The 18599-nt window shown below is 44.5% G+C and carries 15 protein-coding genes; 7 read left to right on the forward strand and 8 right to left on the reverse strand.

Annotated elements, in window-relative coordinates; translation table 11 throughout:
- Positions 1–63: 63 nt before the first annotated feature.
- Positions 64–3120 (forward strand): CHASE3 domain-containing protein, encoded by a 3057-nt coding sequence (locus A596_RS22290; RefSeq protein WP_160280174.1) that lies wholly within the window; start codon positions 64–66, stop codon positions 3118–3120.
- 214 nt (positions 3121–3334) lie between these two features.
- Here A596_RS22290 and A596_RS17805 read toward each other — a convergent pair whose 3' ends face one another.
- The 5 genes from A596_RS17805 to A596_RS17830 all read right to left on the reverse strand — a co-directional run bounded on the left by A596_RS17805 (position 3335) and on the right by A596_RS17830 (position 9907).
- Positions 3335–5314, reverse strand: a complete 1980-nt coding sequence (locus A596_RS17805) for a TonB-dependent receptor plug domain-containing protein (RefSeq protein WP_052417652.1) — start codon at positions 5312–5314, stop codon at positions 3335–3337.
- Between the two features lie 413 nt (positions 5315–5727).
- Complete coding sequence (gene creD, locus A596_RS17815; protein ID WP_039917324.1) at positions 5728–7059, reverse strand: cell envelope integrity protein CreD; 1332 nt, start codon at positions 7057–7059, stop codon at positions 5728–5730.
- 101 nt (positions 7060–7160) lie between these two features.
- On the reverse strand, positions 7161–8588 hold the full coding sequence (gene creC, locus A596_RS17820) for a two-component system sensor histidine kinase CreC (RefSeq protein WP_039917326.1): 1428 nt from the start codon (positions 8586–8588) through the stop codon (positions 7161–7163).
- A gap of 47 nt (positions 8589–8635) precedes the next feature.
- Entirely contained in the window at positions 8636–9388 is a 753-nt protein-coding gene (gene creB / locus A596_RS17825) for a two-component system response regulator CreB (protein WP_039917329.1), read from the reverse strand.
- A 114-nt stretch (positions 9389–9502) separates the two neighbouring features.
- Positions 9503–9907, reverse strand: a complete 405-nt coding sequence (locus tag A596_RS17830) for an MAPEG family protein (protein WP_039917330.1) — start codon at positions 9905–9907, stop codon at positions 9503–9505.
- Positions 9908–10071: 164 nt separating this feature from the next.
- Here A596_RS17830 and A596_RS17835 point away from each other — a divergent pair, with 164 nt between their 5' ends.
- Complete coding sequence (locus A596_RS17835; protein WP_039917332.1) at positions 10072–12123, forward strand: AsmA family protein; 2052 nt, start codon at positions 10072–10074, stop codon at positions 12121–12123.
- A gap of 141 nt (positions 12124–12264) precedes the next feature.
- The gene (locus tag A596_RS23155) at positions 12265–12438 is read left to right on the forward strand and encodes a hypothetical protein (protein ID WP_160280176.1); all 174 of its coding nucleotides are present in this window, start codon (positions 12265–12267) and stop codon (positions 12436–12438) included.
- Positions 12439–12450: 12 nt separating this feature from the next.
- On the opposite strand, the gene A596_RS23160 is transcribed toward A596_RS23155, so the two are convergent.
- Positions 12451–12606 (reverse strand): hypothetical protein, encoded by a 156-nt coding sequence (locus A596_RS23160; protein ID WP_160280178.1) that lies wholly within the window; start codon positions 12604–12606, stop codon positions 12451–12453.
- A 64-nt stretch (positions 12607–12670) separates the two neighbouring features.
- On the opposite strand from A596_RS23160, the gene A596_RS17840 reads away from it, so the two are divergent.
- On the forward strand, positions 12671–13246 hold the full coding sequence (locus A596_RS17840; RefSeq protein ID WP_039917334.1) for a PEP-CTERM sorting domain-containing protein: 576 nt from the start codon (positions 12671–12673) through the stop codon (positions 13244–13246).
- 242 nt (positions 13247–13488) lie between these two features.
- Positions 13489–15009, forward strand: a complete 1521-nt coding sequence (gene treA / locus A596_RS17845) for an alpha,alpha-trehalase TreA (protein ID WP_200882963.1) — start codon at positions 13489–13491, stop codon at positions 15007–15009.
- A 78-nt stretch (positions 15010–15087) separates the two neighbouring features.
- Here treA and A596_RS17850 read toward each other — a convergent pair whose 3' ends face one another.
- Entirely contained in the window at positions 15088–15465 is a 378-nt protein-coding gene (locus A596_RS17850; RefSeq protein ID WP_039917336.1) for a hypothetical protein, read from the reverse strand.
- 758 nt (positions 15466–16223) lie between these two features.
- Here A596_RS17850 and A596_RS17860 point away from each other — a divergent pair.
- Both A596_RS17860 and A596_RS17865 read left to right on the forward strand, forming a co-directional pair.
- A complete protein-coding gene (locus A596_RS17860) occupies positions 16224–17561 on the forward strand; it encodes a PQQ-dependent sugar dehydrogenase (RefSeq protein WP_052417653.1) in 1338 nt (445 codons plus the stop codon).
- Between the two features lie 222 nt (positions 17562–17783).
- Entirely contained in the window at positions 17784–18215 is a 432-nt protein-coding gene (locus tag A596_RS17865; protein WP_039917340.1) for a PRC-barrel domain-containing protein, read from the forward strand.
- An 80-nt stretch (positions 18216–18295) separates the two neighbouring features.
- Here A596_RS17865 and A596_RS17870 read toward each other — a convergent pair whose 3' ends face one another.
- Positions 18296–18538 carry a hypothetical protein gene (locus A596_RS17870; protein WP_039917341.1) on the reverse strand — a complete coding sequence of 81 codons (243 nt, stop codon included), beginning with the start codon at positions 18536–18538 and terminating at the stop codon, positions 18296–18298.
- Between the last annotated feature and the right edge of the window lie 61 nt (positions 18539–18599).

The raw sequence follows: 18599 nt of genomic DNA on the forward strand, positions 1-18599 counted from the left end.
TGTGCTTCTCTTTTATTGCGGTTTTATGCGTCATGCATGGATATCAATATAGGGCGCTCTGTTGTGAGCGTGAGAGACCAACATTCAATGAAAAAAGTGATTCTAAACGCTGTTCAAGCGGGCTTTTTATTCGGGCTGATAATAATTGCAGTTAGTGCCCTTTTGCCCTACCGCAATGTTCAATTGCTTTTGCGTAGTGAACAGTGGGTCGACCATACCATGGCTGTTTTGCAAGCAGCGGATGGATTAAGGATTGCCGTTACTGATGCAGAATCAGGGCAACGCGGATTTCTTCTGACCCAGGATGCAGCTTACCTCGAACCCTACAATAACGCCCGTCAAAGCATCGCACACCAACTTGATTTGCTCGGTTCGCTCACGGCAGATAATCCGGTGCAAATACAAAATCTGAAAAAAATTAAAGAACTTATTGCGTTAAAATTTAGTGAGCTGCAAACCACAGTAGATTTACAACATGAGTCAAAGCACTTTGAGGCATTGGAGCTTGTTGCAACGGGGCGCGGCAATAATCTCATGCGGGAGCTGCGCGAAAAATTATCTTCCTTTGAAAAAACCGAGCGATCACTATTACGTGAGCGTGCAAGCGTTGCGCGCGATCATTTTCAAAATACCTTTTATAGTTTTTTGCTGCTCACAACTTTAAACCTGTTGCTATTCGCAAGCCTTTATTTTTTTATTTTGCGCTATTTCCGAATGAAGCAGGCGTCAGAGCTTTCATTAAGGCATCAATCAAATTTATTGACATCCGTTATCAGTAGTATGAGTGAAGGGTTGTCTGTCATTGACGCACATGGAAAAACACTATTCCACAATCCGGTGCTATTGGAAATATACGGAAAAGATGTTGCCATTGTTACGTTGGAAGATTGGCACGCACAATATAATATCTCTACCATGGATGGATCTGCTTTTCATTACGATGATCTTCCCGCTGTTAAAGTACTCAAAGGTGCGCGTGAAGCTACTGCGGATATGATCATCCGCCAGGCAGATTCATCAAAGCCAAAAATAATCAGGGTTACTGCAAGGCCAATGATCGTTGAAGCTGGAAACCCACGCACGGTGGTTTGTATTTCCAGCGATATTACCCAACACAAACAAGCGGAATTGCGGCTGCGCTTCGCCACTCAACAAGCAGAGTTTGCAAACAAAGCGAAAAGCGAATTTGTGGCCAATATGAGCCATGAAATTCGCACACCTCTCAACGCTATCCTGGGGATGGCCCAGCTTTTACACAAAACGGAATTATCGAAAGAACAGCAAAAATATCTGGATATGATTACTCTTTCTGGAAAATCCCTTTTGAATATTTTGAATGACATTCTGGATTTCTCCAAAATCGAAGCCGGAAAAATGGATATCACGCCTGTGCAATTCCGGCTGCACGATGTCATGCAGTCCATCGGTATAGTGATGAGCATGGCGGCAATGAAAAAAAACATTGAACTTATCATTGATATTGATCCTGAAATTCCATCCATTGTTGTTGGTGATGCCCATCGCTTGCACCAGATCCTGGTTAACCTTGCCGGGAATGCAATCAAATTTACTGATGAAGGTGAGGTCAGTGTGCGGGCCGGTTGCCAGCATATGGATGCGGATCGGATTACTATTCGCTTCAGTATTAATGATACCGGCATTGGTATGACGCAAGCACAGCAGGACCGTTTATTCACTCCTTTTACCCAGGCAGATACGTCGATAACACGCCAATACGGAGGCACTGGATTAGGATTAATTATTTCACGCCGTATTGCGCAAATGATGGGAGGTGAAATTGAAGTAGAAAGTTATTCAGGTAAAGGCAGTGAGTTTTCGTTAACCATCCCCTTTTCTCGCTGCGATGATATTGAGCGTCGCGATTTCCCGCGGCATTCACTGACAAACCTTCGGCTCCTTGTTATTGATAAAAATGAATCATCACGGCGGGCATTGGAAAACTGTATTTCAATGTGGCAATGGAAAGCCGATTTTATAACCGTTGCAGAAAATGACGTGGAGTCAGTCGATGAAAAAAAATGGAACGATAAAAAATATGACGTGGCTATTGTTAATTGGCGAGCCCAGGCGCCTGATGGCAATGATGAACTTAAAAAAATCAGCTCTTTTACGGGAAATTTTCCCATCATTTTCATCGTAAATATGTATATGCGTGACCATATTTCACAACAGGAAATATTGGATCAGGGTAATGCAGTTTATTTACTGCTTAAACCTGTCCTTGCCAATAATTTGTTCGACATTGTTAGCGAAGCCATGGGCTATCCATCAAATAGTGAAAAGCCTGGTCAAAAGAGCGATAAACCTTATCAGCCACTGGAAGGTATTCGCTTGTTACTTGTTGAAGATAATGAGTTTAATCAAATCGTTGCACGCGATTTGCTTCAACAGGCTGGTGCAGTTATTGATGTTGTTGAGAATGGCCAGTTGGCGATTGATGTTCTTCGTAGCAACGCAGCATCTTACAACGCAATTTTAATGGATGTCCAAATGCCGGTTATGGATGGTTTTACCGCAACCAGGATAATTAGGCAGGATTTGAAAATAAATATTCCTGTTATTGCCATGACTGCCGGTGTTACCGCTTTTGAACGGGAATCCTGTATTGCGTCCGGTATGAATGATTTAATCGCAAAGCCGATTGAATCTGAAAGAATGCTGGCGACAATACTGCAATATACATCTGCAATGCCGCTCACACTTGATGCGGACGAGGAGGGTAATTCGGTATCGCAAGAGAAAGACGGTGTTTTTGATGTAACTAACCTGTTGAAAATGGGTGCCAATGTACCGGGCTACTTATCAAAAGTTGTGGTGCTTGTGGATAATTTAATCCGCAACAGCAATGCTTCCTTGCAAAAAGCAAAACATCTTTTTGATGAAAGGAAATACGAAGATGTCGCTAAAATTTTCCATACATTGCGTGGAACCCTTGGGGTTGTCGGTGCGATAAAATTTTCAGAGCACGCACTAATTCTTGAAGAACTGATAGGTAATGGTGCATCACCTGACAATTTAATACGCAGTTTTAATGATGCGGAGAATGAATTGCAAAAAACATTAATGGCAGGCCGGAGCTGGTTAGCTAAAAGCGTATAAAACGCTATTTCACATTGAATGAGCAATGTTATGTTGGATTTTAGCAGCAATGATAAAAATTTTTCTAAAATAGATAATACAAGAAAATTTATAGAAAAGAGTAAACTTCTCTACCCTGATCAATTCGATTATTCGGAAACTATTTATATAAAAGCCAAATCAAGGGTTAAATCGTATCCCCATTTTTATATGTCGAATGAAAATGTTCGCCCTTTTAGAGTCCCCAGGTTAATTTTACAAAAACACTTCTTTCAATTTCCCCTGCGTTAATATCTGCTGCACTACCAAATTCCGGGTGCGCATTATCACCCAGGTTTTCGCCTGTTAGATTAATCCGCAGGTTTTTTCCTAACTGTTTTCCCATATTTACACTCCAGCGGATATAGGACTGTGTTGTGGCCAACTGATCAACATAGGTTGCAGTTGTGTCCAGTGTCCATTGCTTGCCGAGATTGTAAAAGAGTGCGAGACCTGCTTGGTGGCGTGGGTAAAGTAGTTGGGCCGTTTTTTGTGTTACATCCTGTGCATCCAGCGCTAAATGCAAGTACGAGTAATTCATGGACAATTTCATATTTTCTGTCGCCGACCAATGCGTGGCGATTTCGATTCCACGTGTGGTGCCTTCCATATTGTTGGTAAATTTAACCGGAATAAAAATATAGGGTGGATCAATCTTGTTGATAACCAATCGCGGGGTTTGAATACTGGTCGTCATCAGGTGTTGGTAATCATTATAGAAAGTGGCGATATCCAATGAAAGATTGGGCTTTAGTTGCTGCCGGTAACCCAGCTCATAGGCAATTAATTCTTCAGATTGAAAATTGTCGTTGGGTTCAATTGCGAGCCGTACATTGGCGGCAGTACCCAAGGTGCTGGTCACGTCTTCCTCGATTGCCGTAGGTGTGCGCACCGCGCGTGAAATAGCAGACCAGAATGTTTGTTGTGTATTGGGTTGCCATTGCAAACGAATATTAGGCTGGGTTTCATAACCGGAGAAATTATTGTGTTCGAATTTGGCGCCGAGTGTTAGAAATAAGCTTTCTGGTTGCAGTGCGATTTTATCCTGCACGAAAAAACTGTATAGTTCATCGCGCCGTTTGCGGGGCGTAAATTCTACATTGCGATTACCTTGCTTATCATCGGCGAGAAAGCGCAAACCGCCACCGACAATAAATTCGTGCATGCCCTGTGGCGCAAAATTGTATTGCGCATCCAGGTCGTAGGTCATCCGATCATCAATGAAGTTAAAAGGTTCATCGCGCTTTGCCCAATCGATATAAGCTTGCACGGAAAATTGTGAATCGTCCGCGCGTATTTCAGTCCAGCGACCTAATAAGTGTGCACCTTCATAATGAATGCGTTGTTCTTTCACGGGCATATAGGGAGGAGTGAGCGAATAATCGATGCGTAATTGATCTGCATTCGTGCGGTAGGCATCGCCCTGCAATGTAAATCGGTCGCTCCAGTCAGCCCGGAAACCGGTACGAAATCCATTCCACGCATCGAAGGTATCCGCACCTGACAATTTGCGTGACGCATCGCGCTGGAAACCTTTGGCGTAAACACGGTAACTGCCATCTTTGCCCATTGTTCCCCCGTGGCGGGCGCTAAATGTACCTTGTTCTTCGTTGCCGTAAAGCACGCTGGCCAATGTGCCCCGGGTATCGCGCGTATGTTTGGTGATGATATTGATCACACCGTTTACTGCATTCGCTCCCCAAAGTGCACCGCCAGGGCCGCGAATAACTTCGATGCGCTCTATATCTTCCAGCATCAGGTCATGGGCTTCCCACAAGGTGCCGCCAAAAACCGGGTTATAGATGCTGCGCCCGTCAATAAGTACCAGTAATTTATTGGCGAGGGTGCTATTAAAGCCGCGGATGCTAATCGCCCAGCTATTGGAGTCTGCACGTGCGACCTGGACACCTGGCACCATGCGCAATGCGTCGGCGATTGTGGTAACCCCCGAGCGTTGGATTTCGTCACCGTTTAAGACATAAGCCGCTGCAGTGGTGTGGGCGATGGGCTCCGGCTTTTTGGAAGCGCTGATGATTTTAAGTTCTACTAATTGCTCAAGGCTGAGATCAAAAATGTCGTTGGCAGCGCTGTATGGGGCTGCAAATAATCCGGCCAATAGTGCAATGCTGGTTGTTCGGGGCGCACGGTTTTTGTTCCGCACTGTTTGAATAGGCATTAACAATCTCCTTCTCATGCAAGCGGTGCATTCGTGCTATTACAATCAGTTGCTTGTAAATGTATTGCTCATAATAGACCAGATTTTCATTTCTGCTTTTATATTAATCAAACTGCGCAGCCTTGGTGTTTACTGGCTTCATCCCATTTACCAAAGGGCGATCCACAATTTTATCCACAGCTTTTGTGGATAGCTACATCAATTCGTTGACGGTGTTTTCAACATAATGTTTGCGTAGCGATCTTTCAGTGGCTGTGCTGGAAAATAATACGCCTGCGTATGCAAACTAACCAATGCTGTGCAAATGAGTAGCGCAAACCTGGCACTCCAGCCTTGCCTCCAGCACCGTACGGTGATGAAACATGCACTCAATATTGGAACCAGCAGAATAATGATTGAACCTATAAGGTTAATCATTGGCTGGCCCCCGCATTCAGGTTGTACCAATCCACTTTGCGTGTGAGCATCATAAAGGCACCGAGCATTGCAAATAATAAAATCGATCCCATCAATAATGCGTAATCTTCTGCGCTGAGTAAGCCGTATAACAAACCGTAGAGCAATGCGAGTGCAGAGGTAAAGCCCAGTGCACGAGTGAGGCTTTGTAGTACAAAGCTGGCATAAAATCCGATCAGGCTTACACACGCTGCCGCTGAAATTACATAGGCGAGCGTAAACCCGATATGCTCCGATAATGAAATGAGTAGCAGATAGAAAAATGCTAATGCTAAACCTACCAACGCATATTGGATTGGATGGACTTGCAAGCGCTTGAGGATTTCAAACAGGAAAAATCCGGCAAAGGTTAATGCAATAAATAACAAGGCATATTTAATGGCGCGGTCACTTTTTACATAGTGGTTGATGGGATCGATTAAATTTACCCCCAGTTTACTTTGCTCGAAGTTGCCGCACTCTCGCTGGCGAATACAACGTTGGAAATGTTCTTCCATATTGGTGGAGAAATAGCTGGTCTGCCAGCGTGCAGAAAAGCCAGCGTCACTGATAGTGTGTTCAACAGGTAAATAGTCACCCAGGAAATTGGGATGGGGCCAATCGGAAGCGAGTGCCACATGGGTTTCTTTTCCCAGTGGTGTCAGGTTAAGTTGTCCGGTTCCTTGCAGCTGTAAATTGAGTGAGAAATCGTAAACTTTTCCTGCATCGGGGACATCCAGTTTTATATGGACACCATTACCCAGTAGCGATAATTGTGCGCCGGGTTCAGCGGTAAACTTTTTTGCATTCCAGGTCAGGTCGAGTGCATTTTCGATGCCGCGGATATCACTGATTCCAATAGCAATATAAGCCGTTTTAAATTCGTAATTTGCAATATCATCACCCAAGCCAAATGCGGGCGGTAGAATAAATTTCCCATCGATTTTATTGCGTGTGTGATAAAGGTGCGCACGATAGATGCCGAGTTTACGCAATTCGGTATTCATATCGGAATCGACGCGCAGCAGTTCCGGTAAAAAGTATAATTGCCCGGTAACTTCGCGTTCTTCGGTAATCTTTTCCTTTTTATCGTTCAGCGTAGTGATATGTTCCATCTTGCGGTAGGGGATTACCAGCACCGGGCCGGTCAATGTCTGGTTTTGGGTGGAGCTTTTTGCGATGTCGCGCACTACCGATTCGCTGTAGCGCTGGCGTTCGTCAATAGAGTTACCGATCATCCCGACGGGAACCAGCAATAACAATATCAGTGCTCCAATCGTGAGTAATTTTAAAAGTAGCGATTTTTTCATAAGGTTCTCCCTGTCAATTAAGTGAACCTATGATCGCCAGTGCTTGTGGGGTTTATATGGAAGAAATGTGGAGTTTGTGTGGAGTTCTGCTGCCGGGCTACTTATTGTGGAAAACGTAACGTTGCACAGACGCCATCCTGTGTGTTCTCCAGTTGGAATTCGCCCCGGTGTAGTGTCATGACTTCCTGTACAAAACTTAAGCCGAGACCGGTGCTTTTGCGGCCAGTAGCAGGGCGTGGCAGGGAGAAGAATCGTTCGGTCAGGCGCGGCATTGCAAATTCGGGAATAGGTTCACCTTGATTGGTGATGGAAACCATCCAGCCATTATTTGTTAGCTGTGTGCGTAACTGAACCTTGCCGGCGACCGGAGTGAAATCCAGCGCATTATCCAGCAGATTTAATAACGCTTGTTCGATTAAAAATTTCTCGCCATAAACTTCTGCATTTTCATCCAGTTGCAATTGCAGCTGGATAGTCTGGCGAGATATTCGCGCAGAACGTGTATCCAGCAATGATTCAATGAGCGGCTTTAATAAAATATTTTGTGGAGCTTGCAAGCTTTGTTGTTGTTCAACTAACGCGAGGTTTAGTAATCGTTCAATCAATTGTTGCAAGCGCAGGCTTTCGGATTCGATATTGGCGAGGAATTTTTTCTGTTGTGCTTCGCTCATCGGAGTTTGCAATAATTCGCTTGCGGCGCGGATACCTGCAAGGGGACTTTTCAATTCGTGTGTCAATGTTTGCACATATTGTTCGATATAGGCTTTGCCATCCAATTGATTGCGCATGGATTCCAATGCTTTTGCCAGTTGCGCCAATTCACCGCTGTAAATTAAGCCCGGGGTTAATATTGCGCGTTGGCCCTGGCTCACATTCAGTGCATATTCACGTAAACGGCGCAACTCGCGACTAAACCACCAGGAAAAAATACCGCCAGAAATTAATCCCAATAAAATCAAACCGGCCCCCAATAAACCCAGGCGACGTTGGGTACGATCAATATAGGGCTGTAAACTGCGGTTGGGTTTGGCGACTGACACAACACCGATAATTTTCCCGGCATGGGTAATCGGTGCGGCTACGTACATGATGCTGGAGCTTTCATCGCCTTGTGTTTCCAATGTGGAGCGCGCGCCATACTTTCCTTGCAAAGTAAGGTGAACATCATTCCAGCGTGAGTAATCTTGCCCTACCGCAATATCGCTGGAATCCAGCAATACAATACCTTTGTTATCGGTCACATAAATGCGGTGATTCACGTGCAACTTGCTAACTCCCCAAATATTTGCATTGGGTTGACGCTGGCCATAAGCCTTGAGAATTTCACGAATTCGTGGTGATTGCAGTTGATTTTCCAGGAGCGGTTCGCGCAAAAACTCTGCCAGTAAATTGGCGGTGTCGACCAGGGTTTCTTCGGTGGATTGGCGTACACCGGGCCGGATTTCATCCATCACCGTGCGCAATACAAAATAACTGCAGAATGCGACAAACAATAGATAGACAATAAAAATCCGTGCGCTTAGGCTCATGTTGGTTCCCTGAAATTGCCGATGGAATACATTCTGTTTTTTGCTGGTCAGAGTGAGTTGTTTTTTTCGGGATGATAGGCATAGCCGAAACCGCGTTGGGTTTTAATGGGCTCTGCATCCGGTGCGATGGTGCGTAATTTCGCGCGCAAGGTTTTAATATGGCCATCAATATTACGGTCGTAACCCGCATCCGGGTTAATGCCGATGGCATCCAGTAATTGATCGCGGCTAAATACCCGTGTGGGTTGTGCGATCAATGTTTGCAACAGCGAAAATTCAAGGCGGGTGAGATTCAGTATTTGTTGGTGATAAAGAATTATTTTTCGTTCATCGTCAATAAAAAATTCATAATTAGTGGCAAGTTGTGATTCTGTATCGCTGTTATTGGTTGCCGTGGAAACGTTATACCCGGCGACTTCCTGTGCAACCGCCAGCAACGGGCGCGTACGTTTTAAAATTGCTTTGACGCGCGCCGCTAATTCTCGCGGGCTAAATGGTTTTACTACGTAATCATCAGCACCTATTTCCAACCCGACAACACGATCCAGCTCGGCACCGCGCGCAGTTAAAAAAATAACCGGCACCTCGGAAAACTTACGCAATTGTTTACAGGCTTCAAATCCAGTGGTATCCGGTAAACCTACATCCATTACCACCAGATCCACCGCGTTGTTTTTTAAATACTCCAGCGCTTTATGGGCCAGCGTTTCCCAATGTGTAGAAAAGCTTTCGGTTTGAAGCACGAAAACCAGGCTTTCGGCAATAGAGGGTTCGTCTTCCAGAATTAATATATGGGGCATGTATTAAGTGTTCCTGCATATTTTCCCCGCATGGTAAAGCCTGGATCTGACAGTAAGCAAGCGCCGGTACTGTATGGCGACAAACATTATGCTGCCTCTTTATAGATACCCTGGCTACCTCATCAGGAGGCCGGCGATAACTACAAAAAATAAATAAAAACAGGGAACGATACCGATCAAAAATGCGAGGGTGCGCAGTTTATCCAGGTTGGCAAGATAGAAGAATCCATGTAGAACACGTGCGATAAGGACGATTACTGCGGCGAGTGCAAGGTGAGGTGGATCTGCCCGGGTTGCAACCACGGCCAGTAATGCGGCGCTGTAAATTATTAATGCTTCCCAGGCATTATGTTGTGCTGCGACAGCGCGTGCGCCCGGACCTTTCAATTGTGTGTATTGTTCACGTGGTTGTTGGTTATTCACGGCTCCCAATTGTTGCTTCCGATAATAAGCCGAGATCAGCGTCATCACATAAGGCAAAAGGCATAAACAGAACAAAACAATAATTGCAGTTCTCATCGGGCAGGCTCCCTGTTTGGGTATGGCGCGAATAATGGAAATGAAGCAGATAAAAAATGGACTGCAAAGCCAGCAGAAGGTTGCATTGTCGTGTTTGTCTGCGTTAAAAAATTATATTTTTTGATGGCAGCTCGATAATTAAAAAAGCACCAGTAAAAAACGTAATGAACAAAACCGGTTTAATTGTCGTCCAATTGTCATCAGGAACTGGTGGGGTAGGTATTCCGATGAATGTTGAGCGAATTCGTAGTCATAAAACAGGATCTTTTATCGGCGCTGTAATGCTGACGCTGCTAATCGCAATAATTGGCATTATTATATTTTCAGAGCCTTTGGTCCGCTGGTTTGTTGAGGAGCGCGGCAGTAAAACAACGGGGCGGGAACTCGCTATAGATGGTCCGCTCGCTATTGATTGGCATTGGAGCTATGCCGCAGTCCATGCCAGGAATATTCGGTTAAGTAACGCGCAAGGGTATCGCGAGCCGGATATGGTTTCTATTGAGGCTATCAACTTTACTATCAAACCCTGGAAATTATTAATAGGCCGATTTGAGTTGGGTAGTGTTTCGTTAGATAAGCCTGTCATTGTTCTTGAGCGAAAATCCGTTGATGACACTAATTGGACTTTTCCGTTCATGGCTGAAAATAGTGATGGTGGAGGATCGGGACTCAGCAATTTTGAATTGGAAGACAGGATTGAAATAAATAATGGTCGACTTATCTTCCGCAATGCTGTGCGTGAATTGAATCTGGATTTAAAACTGGATTCAGTAAAGGCGGAAAACGATGGAAAATCGGATAAAGAAACCGGCAAAAAGTATGAGTTTACTTTATCGGGGAATGGAAAATTACAAAACCGCCCGCTCACTGTGAGTGCATCTGGTGGTTCCCTTGACGCACTGCGCGACCCTGAAGCCGATTTTCCCTTGCTATTTAAACTTACAATGGGGCAAACCCATGTAGAGCTAAATGGTGTATTTAACAACGCATTTAATTTCAGTGGCATCAACGCGACATTAAAAATTGTTGGCGACAATCTCGCGGATCTTTTTTACCTGACGGCAATTCCATTACCTCCAACACCGCCTTATACCCTCGAAGGCCAACTTACTAAAAACGGCGGCGTGTGGGGCTATGATAAATTTACCGGTAAAGTGGGTGAAAGCGATTTGTCCGGAACACTTTCATACGATGTAACAGGCCCACGCGGTTTTCTCAAAGCGAATTTACTTTCCAATGTGCTGGATAGTGCTGATTTGGGCGGTTTTATCGGGCTTCCTCCATCCCCGGAACAGGAAGCGGTTACTGCAGAGCAAAAACAAGCGGCAGCGGAGAAAAAAGCAAGTTCGAGGCTAATTCCTGATGTGCCGTTGAATGTGGAGCGCCTGCGAGCAACGGATTTGGATGTAATGCTGGAAGCGAAAAAAATTAATGCACCCAATGTACCGTTCAAAGGAATGGAAGTTCGGTTCCTGTTAAAGGATGGGCAACTCAGGCTCGACCCTTTTAAGGCGGTATTGGCAGACGGTACTGTCGATGGCGCCATTACGATTGATGCCCGTCCCGATATCCCTCCTATGAGTATGAAATTGAATTTGCGCAATCTGAGTTTGAATAAATTTTTTGAAAATACGCGCTTTGCATCAACCACAAAAGGATTCTTCGGCGGGAATTTTTCTATAAATGGTACGGGCGCATCCTTAGCTGATGTACTGGGAACCAGTAATGGTGAGATGGCGATTATTATGTCAGGTGGTCAAATCAGCTTGCTATTAATTGAAGCGTCCGATGTGGATGTTGGCGAAGCGCTGCCGTTGTTTCTAGGCAAAGATAAGTCCACCAAAATCCGCTGTGGCGTCGCTGACTTCAATATAAAAGATGGGCAGCTGAATTCCAAAACGTTTGTGCTGGATACTAATGATTCAACCTTGCTGGGAAAAGTTGGTGTCGATTTGAAAGAAGAAAAAATCGATGCGCGCCTGGATGCCAAACCAAAGGATAACAGTCTGCTTTCTGCGCGCATTCCTATTACCCTATCGGGTAACCTGAAGTCGCCTGAAATTGGCCTGGATAGCAAAAAAGCGGGAGCTCGTAGTGCCGCTGCAATTGCTCTGGGAACTTTGCTTACTCCATTCGCAGCCTTGCTTGCATTTGTTGAAAGTGGTAATGCCGATGACGCCGACTGCCGGGCGTTGATTATCGCAGCAAAAAAATAACGCGTTATATTTATATTGACGCTGTTTATACATAATTATTTGATCTTGGCACAAAAGGAAACAACACAGGCAATGATGGTCAAGGATGTAATCCGGTGTAAATTCACATAGCAAGATATCTGGTTAGAGCGGGAGAATGGCATGTCCTTACACACCCCTGGCAAACGAATTATTGTTTCTTGTGCCGTTTTAATATTGACATTCCTTATTGGTTTTGTGGCAGGAGGAATCCAGAAAACTTATGATCCTGAAGATTGCAACAACACTATTAAAGAAGGAAGCGGTGCGCCTCAGACAGAGGAGAATATCCAATAGATAATTTCTGTGTTACTGCTTGTTATGAGCTATAAATTTCATCAATCCCTTAAGCGATTTTAATGAAATTACTTCATTTGTCGCCGGCTCAATATCTTCTAAAATTTCCCCTGCGATAGGAAAATGCTGCTCCTGTTTGCTGGAGCAAAATGCTTTTTGTTTCGCCAAAAATTACCTATTGGAATTTAATCCAATTTCACTCACCGGGAACTGCCACTAAAGGATAAGTATCATGAAGTATCAACGCTGGTTGCTCGCAACAATCCTGTGTCTTTTATCATTACAGAGCTCCGCACTTATTATCGTCGATGTGGTGAGGGATGTGCCGCTTGAAACAGGATATACCGGTTTTTCTACCAACATGCGCGAGCATGGTTATAACCCCAACACTGATATTGCCCACAGCATCACTTTATTCTTGAGCTTCCGTGAAATTGTGGATGACGGTGATGATTGGGATGCTGGCACTATGGAGTTTTTAATATTCCATGCAATGCCATGGGGGTATCGCGAATTGGTTTATGCAGATATTGATACGGAAACTATTGCGTTTGGTTTGAGTTGGGCACCCGGGGAAGATACCTGCGCAATTTGGGATATGGATGACAACTGCACTTATGATCCTGTTAAAAGCGGCAACTTTGGAATTGCGATGACAAATTACTCCACTAATCTGGCAATGAATGAGGTGCGCTGGGAGCTTGAAGTTACACGGACGGCAGTCAGTGAACCTTCAATGATTATTTTGTTGTTGTTGAGTATGCTTGGTTTGGGAAATTTTTGCCGCAAAGCATGTGCTGATAAGTAACACCTGTACCCCTGTCAAAGCGGCATTGGCCGCTTTATTTTTTTGTTGCGCAGGCAATGCGTCCTTAATTGTGGCATGAACTTAGCTATTGAAGTTTTGTCCTTAGAAGAGGATAGGATGTTTAGTTGCCTGGCAATTAAGGATGGATTATGAAGAATCCACTCATCTGCAGCGTGTGCCTTACAATGCAAATACTCTGCGTCAGTTGTACTCATACAGAGGTGGCGAATACGGAAGGGCCAGTGGTCAATACGATTGACACCACATCAGTCAGTTTGGCCGGCCCCGATGATCGCTTTGGTGAACTATTTATTGCAGTTCAAACATCGGGATTGTTCAGTGACTCCAAAACATTTGTCGACGCGATTCCGTTAAATTCTGACAAGCAGATTTTGGCAAGTTATCAGCTTGGCAAAAACCAGCCGGGTTTCCGGTTAAGCGATTTTGTAGCAGAAAATTTTGCGGTTCCATTGGATAGCCCGACGCATTTTATAACCGACCCTTCCAAAACAGCTGCAGAACATATAACCATTCTCTGGGATGTATTAACTCGCCAACCCGGCACGGTGACTGATACCGGAACCTTGATTCCGATCCCCAAACCCTATGTTGTTCCCGGTGGCCGCTTCCGCGAAATTTATTATTGGGACAGCTACTTTACTATGTTGGGATTGGCAGCATCGGATCGTTGGGATTTGATTGAAAATATGGTGGATAACTTTTCCTATCTTATCGATACCCTCGGTTTTATTCCCAATGGTAATCGCACCTATTATCTATCGCGGTCACAACCACCATTTTATTCGTTAATGGTGAAATTACTTGCACAAAAACAGGGTGAGGCCGTGTTGGAAAAATACATGGCACAACTGCAGAAAGAATATGATTTCTGGATGGATGGTGCAGCGGAATTAACTCACGAAAAACCAGCATACAGGCGCGTGGTGTTATTGCCTGACGGCGTTATTATGAATCGCTATTGGGATGACCGTGCTACACCGCGCCCGGAATCCTATATCGAAGATATTGAGTTGGTAAAGGCACATCACCTTCCTGTTGAGCGGTATCGCGATATCCGCGCTGCGGCAGAATCCGGGTGGGACTTTAGCGGCCGCTGGTTTAAAGACCACGGCAATATGTCGAGCATTCATACTACCGAGATCATTCCGATTGATTTGAATGCATTACTTTATCACCATGAAATGGTATTGGCAGAGGCTTATTTACGTGCTGGAAATACCGCGCTGCATAAAAAATACCTGGTGCTTGCACAACAACGGCAGCAGGCAATGCAACGTTATATGTGGGATGATCGCGATGGTTTTTTTCATGATTATGATTTTATTTCGAAGCGGCCAACGCATAATAAATCGCTCGCTGCCATGTTCCCTTTATATTTTATGATGGCCGAATCACATCAGGCAGAGCGCGTAGCGCATACCATTGAACATGAATTTTTAAAACCCGGTGGGGTGAGCACTACATTAAATAATACCCACCAACAATGGGATGCCCCCAATGGATGGGCGCCATTGCATTGGATTACGATTAAAGGTTTACAAAATTACCAACAGCATAAATTGGCTGCGACAATCCAGGAGCGGTGGGTTAACGTAAATCTTCGCGTGTATAAGAACACCGGCAAGATGGTAGAAAAATACAATGTCTATGACCTTGAGTTAACAGCCGGTGGTGGAGAATATCCGGTCCAGGATGGTTTTGGCTGGACTAACGGTGTGTTATTGACGCTGCTGGATAAATAATTTGAAGGCGATTTATTAAAAATCGCCTTCAAATTATTCTTTCTTGACACTAACAGTTAACGCATTATTTTCGAAGCACTATTTTCTTCGGCTTATCGGGTCTACTTTGGCCAGTTCTGCTTCATCCAAACCACCACCGGCACCAATCTCATTATCATTTACAACTGACAGGCTTTTATCTGCTGGCTCAAGGCTGCCTTGTTCCTGTTCATATTGGGAGCGTGCGCCGTCTTCTAAAATTAATGTTTCTGGTGTCAGGTCGTCATTTGTTGGCCCCTGTCCTGGTTGGGATGCTTCAGTGAGTCCCGCATTTTTACTATGAGGGTCATCTCCCGGAGGAGCTACAGGCTCATCAAAGCCGGGTGTTGGTTGGTCATTTTCAAAGTTAAGTTCGTCTTCCTCGGCCGGGCGGTTATTATTTATGGGTTCAATTTTTTTTCGATTGCGTGAATTCATAATACATGCTCCTGAATGACCCTTTATAGGTTGACGGTTGATCTTGGTAAAAATTCATTTTTATTGACAATAATTTTTATTGGCAATAACAAGGAGGGATGTATTAAAAACCTGACATTGGATGCAATTCGCCGGGAATTGGGATATTGGAAGGCGACAAATTGCCGCCTTTTCTATCGCGTATTTATGGACGCCCTGAAATAATAAAATCAGTCCGCATATCCACTTAAAAAATCTTCAGTGTAATTCTGATTGTGCCTGCGATTACTTCTAAGGAAGTGAGCGCCTTTGCGGCCGCTATCACTTGCCTCATCCAGGTTGCGTTTAAAGTGCCTTCCATTCCTACCAAACAATTTTGCTGTGCCTGTTTTTCCTTGCGATTTTTCTCTTTGCGTTCTGGACATAATAATTATCTCTGTTGTGCGGGATGTCCCGAATATTGCAATATCAAGGCCAGCTTTTGCTAAGAATCTAGGCGTATGATTTTATTGAAAAAATATTATTTGCCTTTGTATTCACTTGGGAATTTTGAATTATTTGCACACCGGGGCACCGGTACAGGGAATAATTTACATGCAACTGAAATGTGATCAATACCAATTCTAATTGTTAACGTATTTACTCTTTTAATAGAATCCGGGCCATTAGTTCTTCACTATCAGCGTCTAACCATTTAGTCCCGTCTATTAAACTTTAAGCGTTCTTCTGCTGTCGGATTTTGTGCGCCTGTAAATTCACATTGTTGAGGAATATTTACAATGAATTTTATAAACAAAATCCCGGCTAAAAAAATAGTAGTGGGTATTGCATTGTCGCTGGGTGCGATAAGTGTATTTGCGCAAAGTAGCGGATCTTCGTCATCGTTTGCCGGTTACGGCATTAATCCCGTATTAACGGCACCGGAGAAAAAATTGTTACCCGTAGTAAATGTTGCGCCAGCTAAAGGATGGCCGGAAAAAACGTTGCCAACGCCGACGCACGGCACGAAAGTCGGTATCTTTGCCAAGGATTTACAACATCCACGCTGGTTGTATTTGCTGCCGAATGGCGATGTGCTGGTTGCAGAAACCAATGCTCCGCCACGAGAAAATAAAGGTTTTCGCGCATGGGTGACTAGCTTGTTTATGAAGAAAGCAGGGTCAACCGGTGAAAGCGCCAATCGAATTACACTTTTGCGCGATACTGATAACGATGGTGTTGCTGATTTCCGTTCGCCGCTCCTGGAAGGATTACATTCACCTTTTGGCATGGCATTAGTAGGAAGCAATTTGTATATCGCCAATACCGATGCGATTGTGCATTTTGATTACCGCCTTGGCGATACCAAAATTACCTCGCCGGGAACCAGGCTGGTGGATTTACCCGGTGGCCCGATTAATCATCATTGGACTAAAAATATTATCGCTAGTGCAGATGGTTCTATGTTGTATGCGACGGTGGGTTCCAATAGCAACGTTGGCGAAGCGGGCATGGCGGCAGAGGAAGACCGCGCCGCAATTCTGGCAATTGAAATCCGTACCGGCAAGCGCGAAGTTTTTGCGTCGGGCTTGCGTAATCCCAATGGCCTCGCATGGCATCCGGTTACCGGTGAATTATGGACCGTCGTCAATGAACGCGATGAATTGGGTAATGATCTGGTGCCGGATTATTTAACGTCGGTAAAAAAGGGTGGGTTTTACGGTTGGCCTTACAGTTATTTTGGCCAGCATATTGACGAGCGTGTTAAGCCGCAACAACCTGAATTGGTACGCCGTGCTATTGTCCCGGATTACGCGTTAGGTGCGCATACAGCATCGCTGGGATTGGCGTGGTCCGAAGGCAATAGTCTCCCCGCGCAGTTTGCAAATGGAATGTTCATAGGCCAGCACGGTTCATGGAACCGTAAACCGCACAGTGGATATAAAGTAGTGTTTATTCCTTTTGCAAATGGCAAACCTTCCGGCGCTCCTCCGGTTGATGTCCTCACTGATTTCCTCAGTAAAGACGGTGATGCATTAGGTCGGCCTGTTGGTGTCATTCTGGATAACAAAGGTGCGTTGTTAGTTGCTGATGATGTAGGGAATATTATTTGGCGTGTGAGTTCTGCTTCTCCTTAATTAATTGGATTCTCGCTGGTTAGGTTATTAGTTCGTTGCAGTTCATTGTTTAATTTAAATCAATCCTTGAAGCTCTTTTTCCTATGAACTAATGCATTTTCATCAGGTCATGAATTATGTGACTTAAAAAATCGCGAAGTAGCCAGTTATACGGTTTATTAATTTTTTATTTAAACATTATGAGCTGGCCCAACTTAACCTTGATAAGGAAAAGGTGTTTTTATGAACTATGAAACTCGTGACACTTATGGCATGTATAAAACCAATTTACTGCGTGATGATGGTACAGGTCCAGGCCCGCGCTTGATGGGCGCTGATACGTTGATTGGCAACGATGTCTATAATCGCGCTGAGGAAGATCTTGGCGATATTAAAGAGATCATGCTGGATGTGGCCAGCGGAAAAATTGCCTATGCGGTACTATCATTTGGTTCATTCCTGGGCTTCGGTGAAAAATTATTTGCTGTGCCCTGGAGCGCGTTAACCCTGGATACGATCAATAAGCGCTTTATTTTGGATATTGATAAAAAGCGCCTGGAAAATGCACCTGGTTTTGATAAAGATGATTGGCCGGATATGGCGGATGAAACCTGGGCGCGAAACGTACACACTTACTACGGTCGCGAATACCGTGATCTGAATATCAATAACTAATTTGCACCATTCGCAAATTTAATGAGCAAAAAATAAAGGTGGATTTTTCCACCTTTATTTTTTCCATCCTGGATAAAAATTTACAGCATGACTCCGTCTGCATAGACAACCCGGCCAAAGCAGGTAATCTCGCTGATTTGGTCAAGCATTTTTTCGGCAGAATTTTCAGCATCTTGCTCGCAGATCAGGTTGGGACCAAGCACCCATAATATATGCGCCAGATCGCCACTGAATTTTCGTTGGTAGCCAATTAATCCCGCATAGCCCGGGCCGTATTTCATTGCATCGGTCCATGCAATGTGATGTTCAAATTCTTTAACCATGGTGCCGCTCCTATATAATTAAAAATATTTTTAATTATTAGAGAGTGCTCATTGCGGCAGG

The sequence above is a fragment of the Cellvibrio mixtus subsp. mixtus J3-8 genome, assembly GCF_000766945.1.
GTDB lineage: Bacteria > Pseudomonadota > Gammaproteobacteria > Pseudomonadales > Cellvibrionaceae > Cellvibrio > Cellvibrio mixtus_A.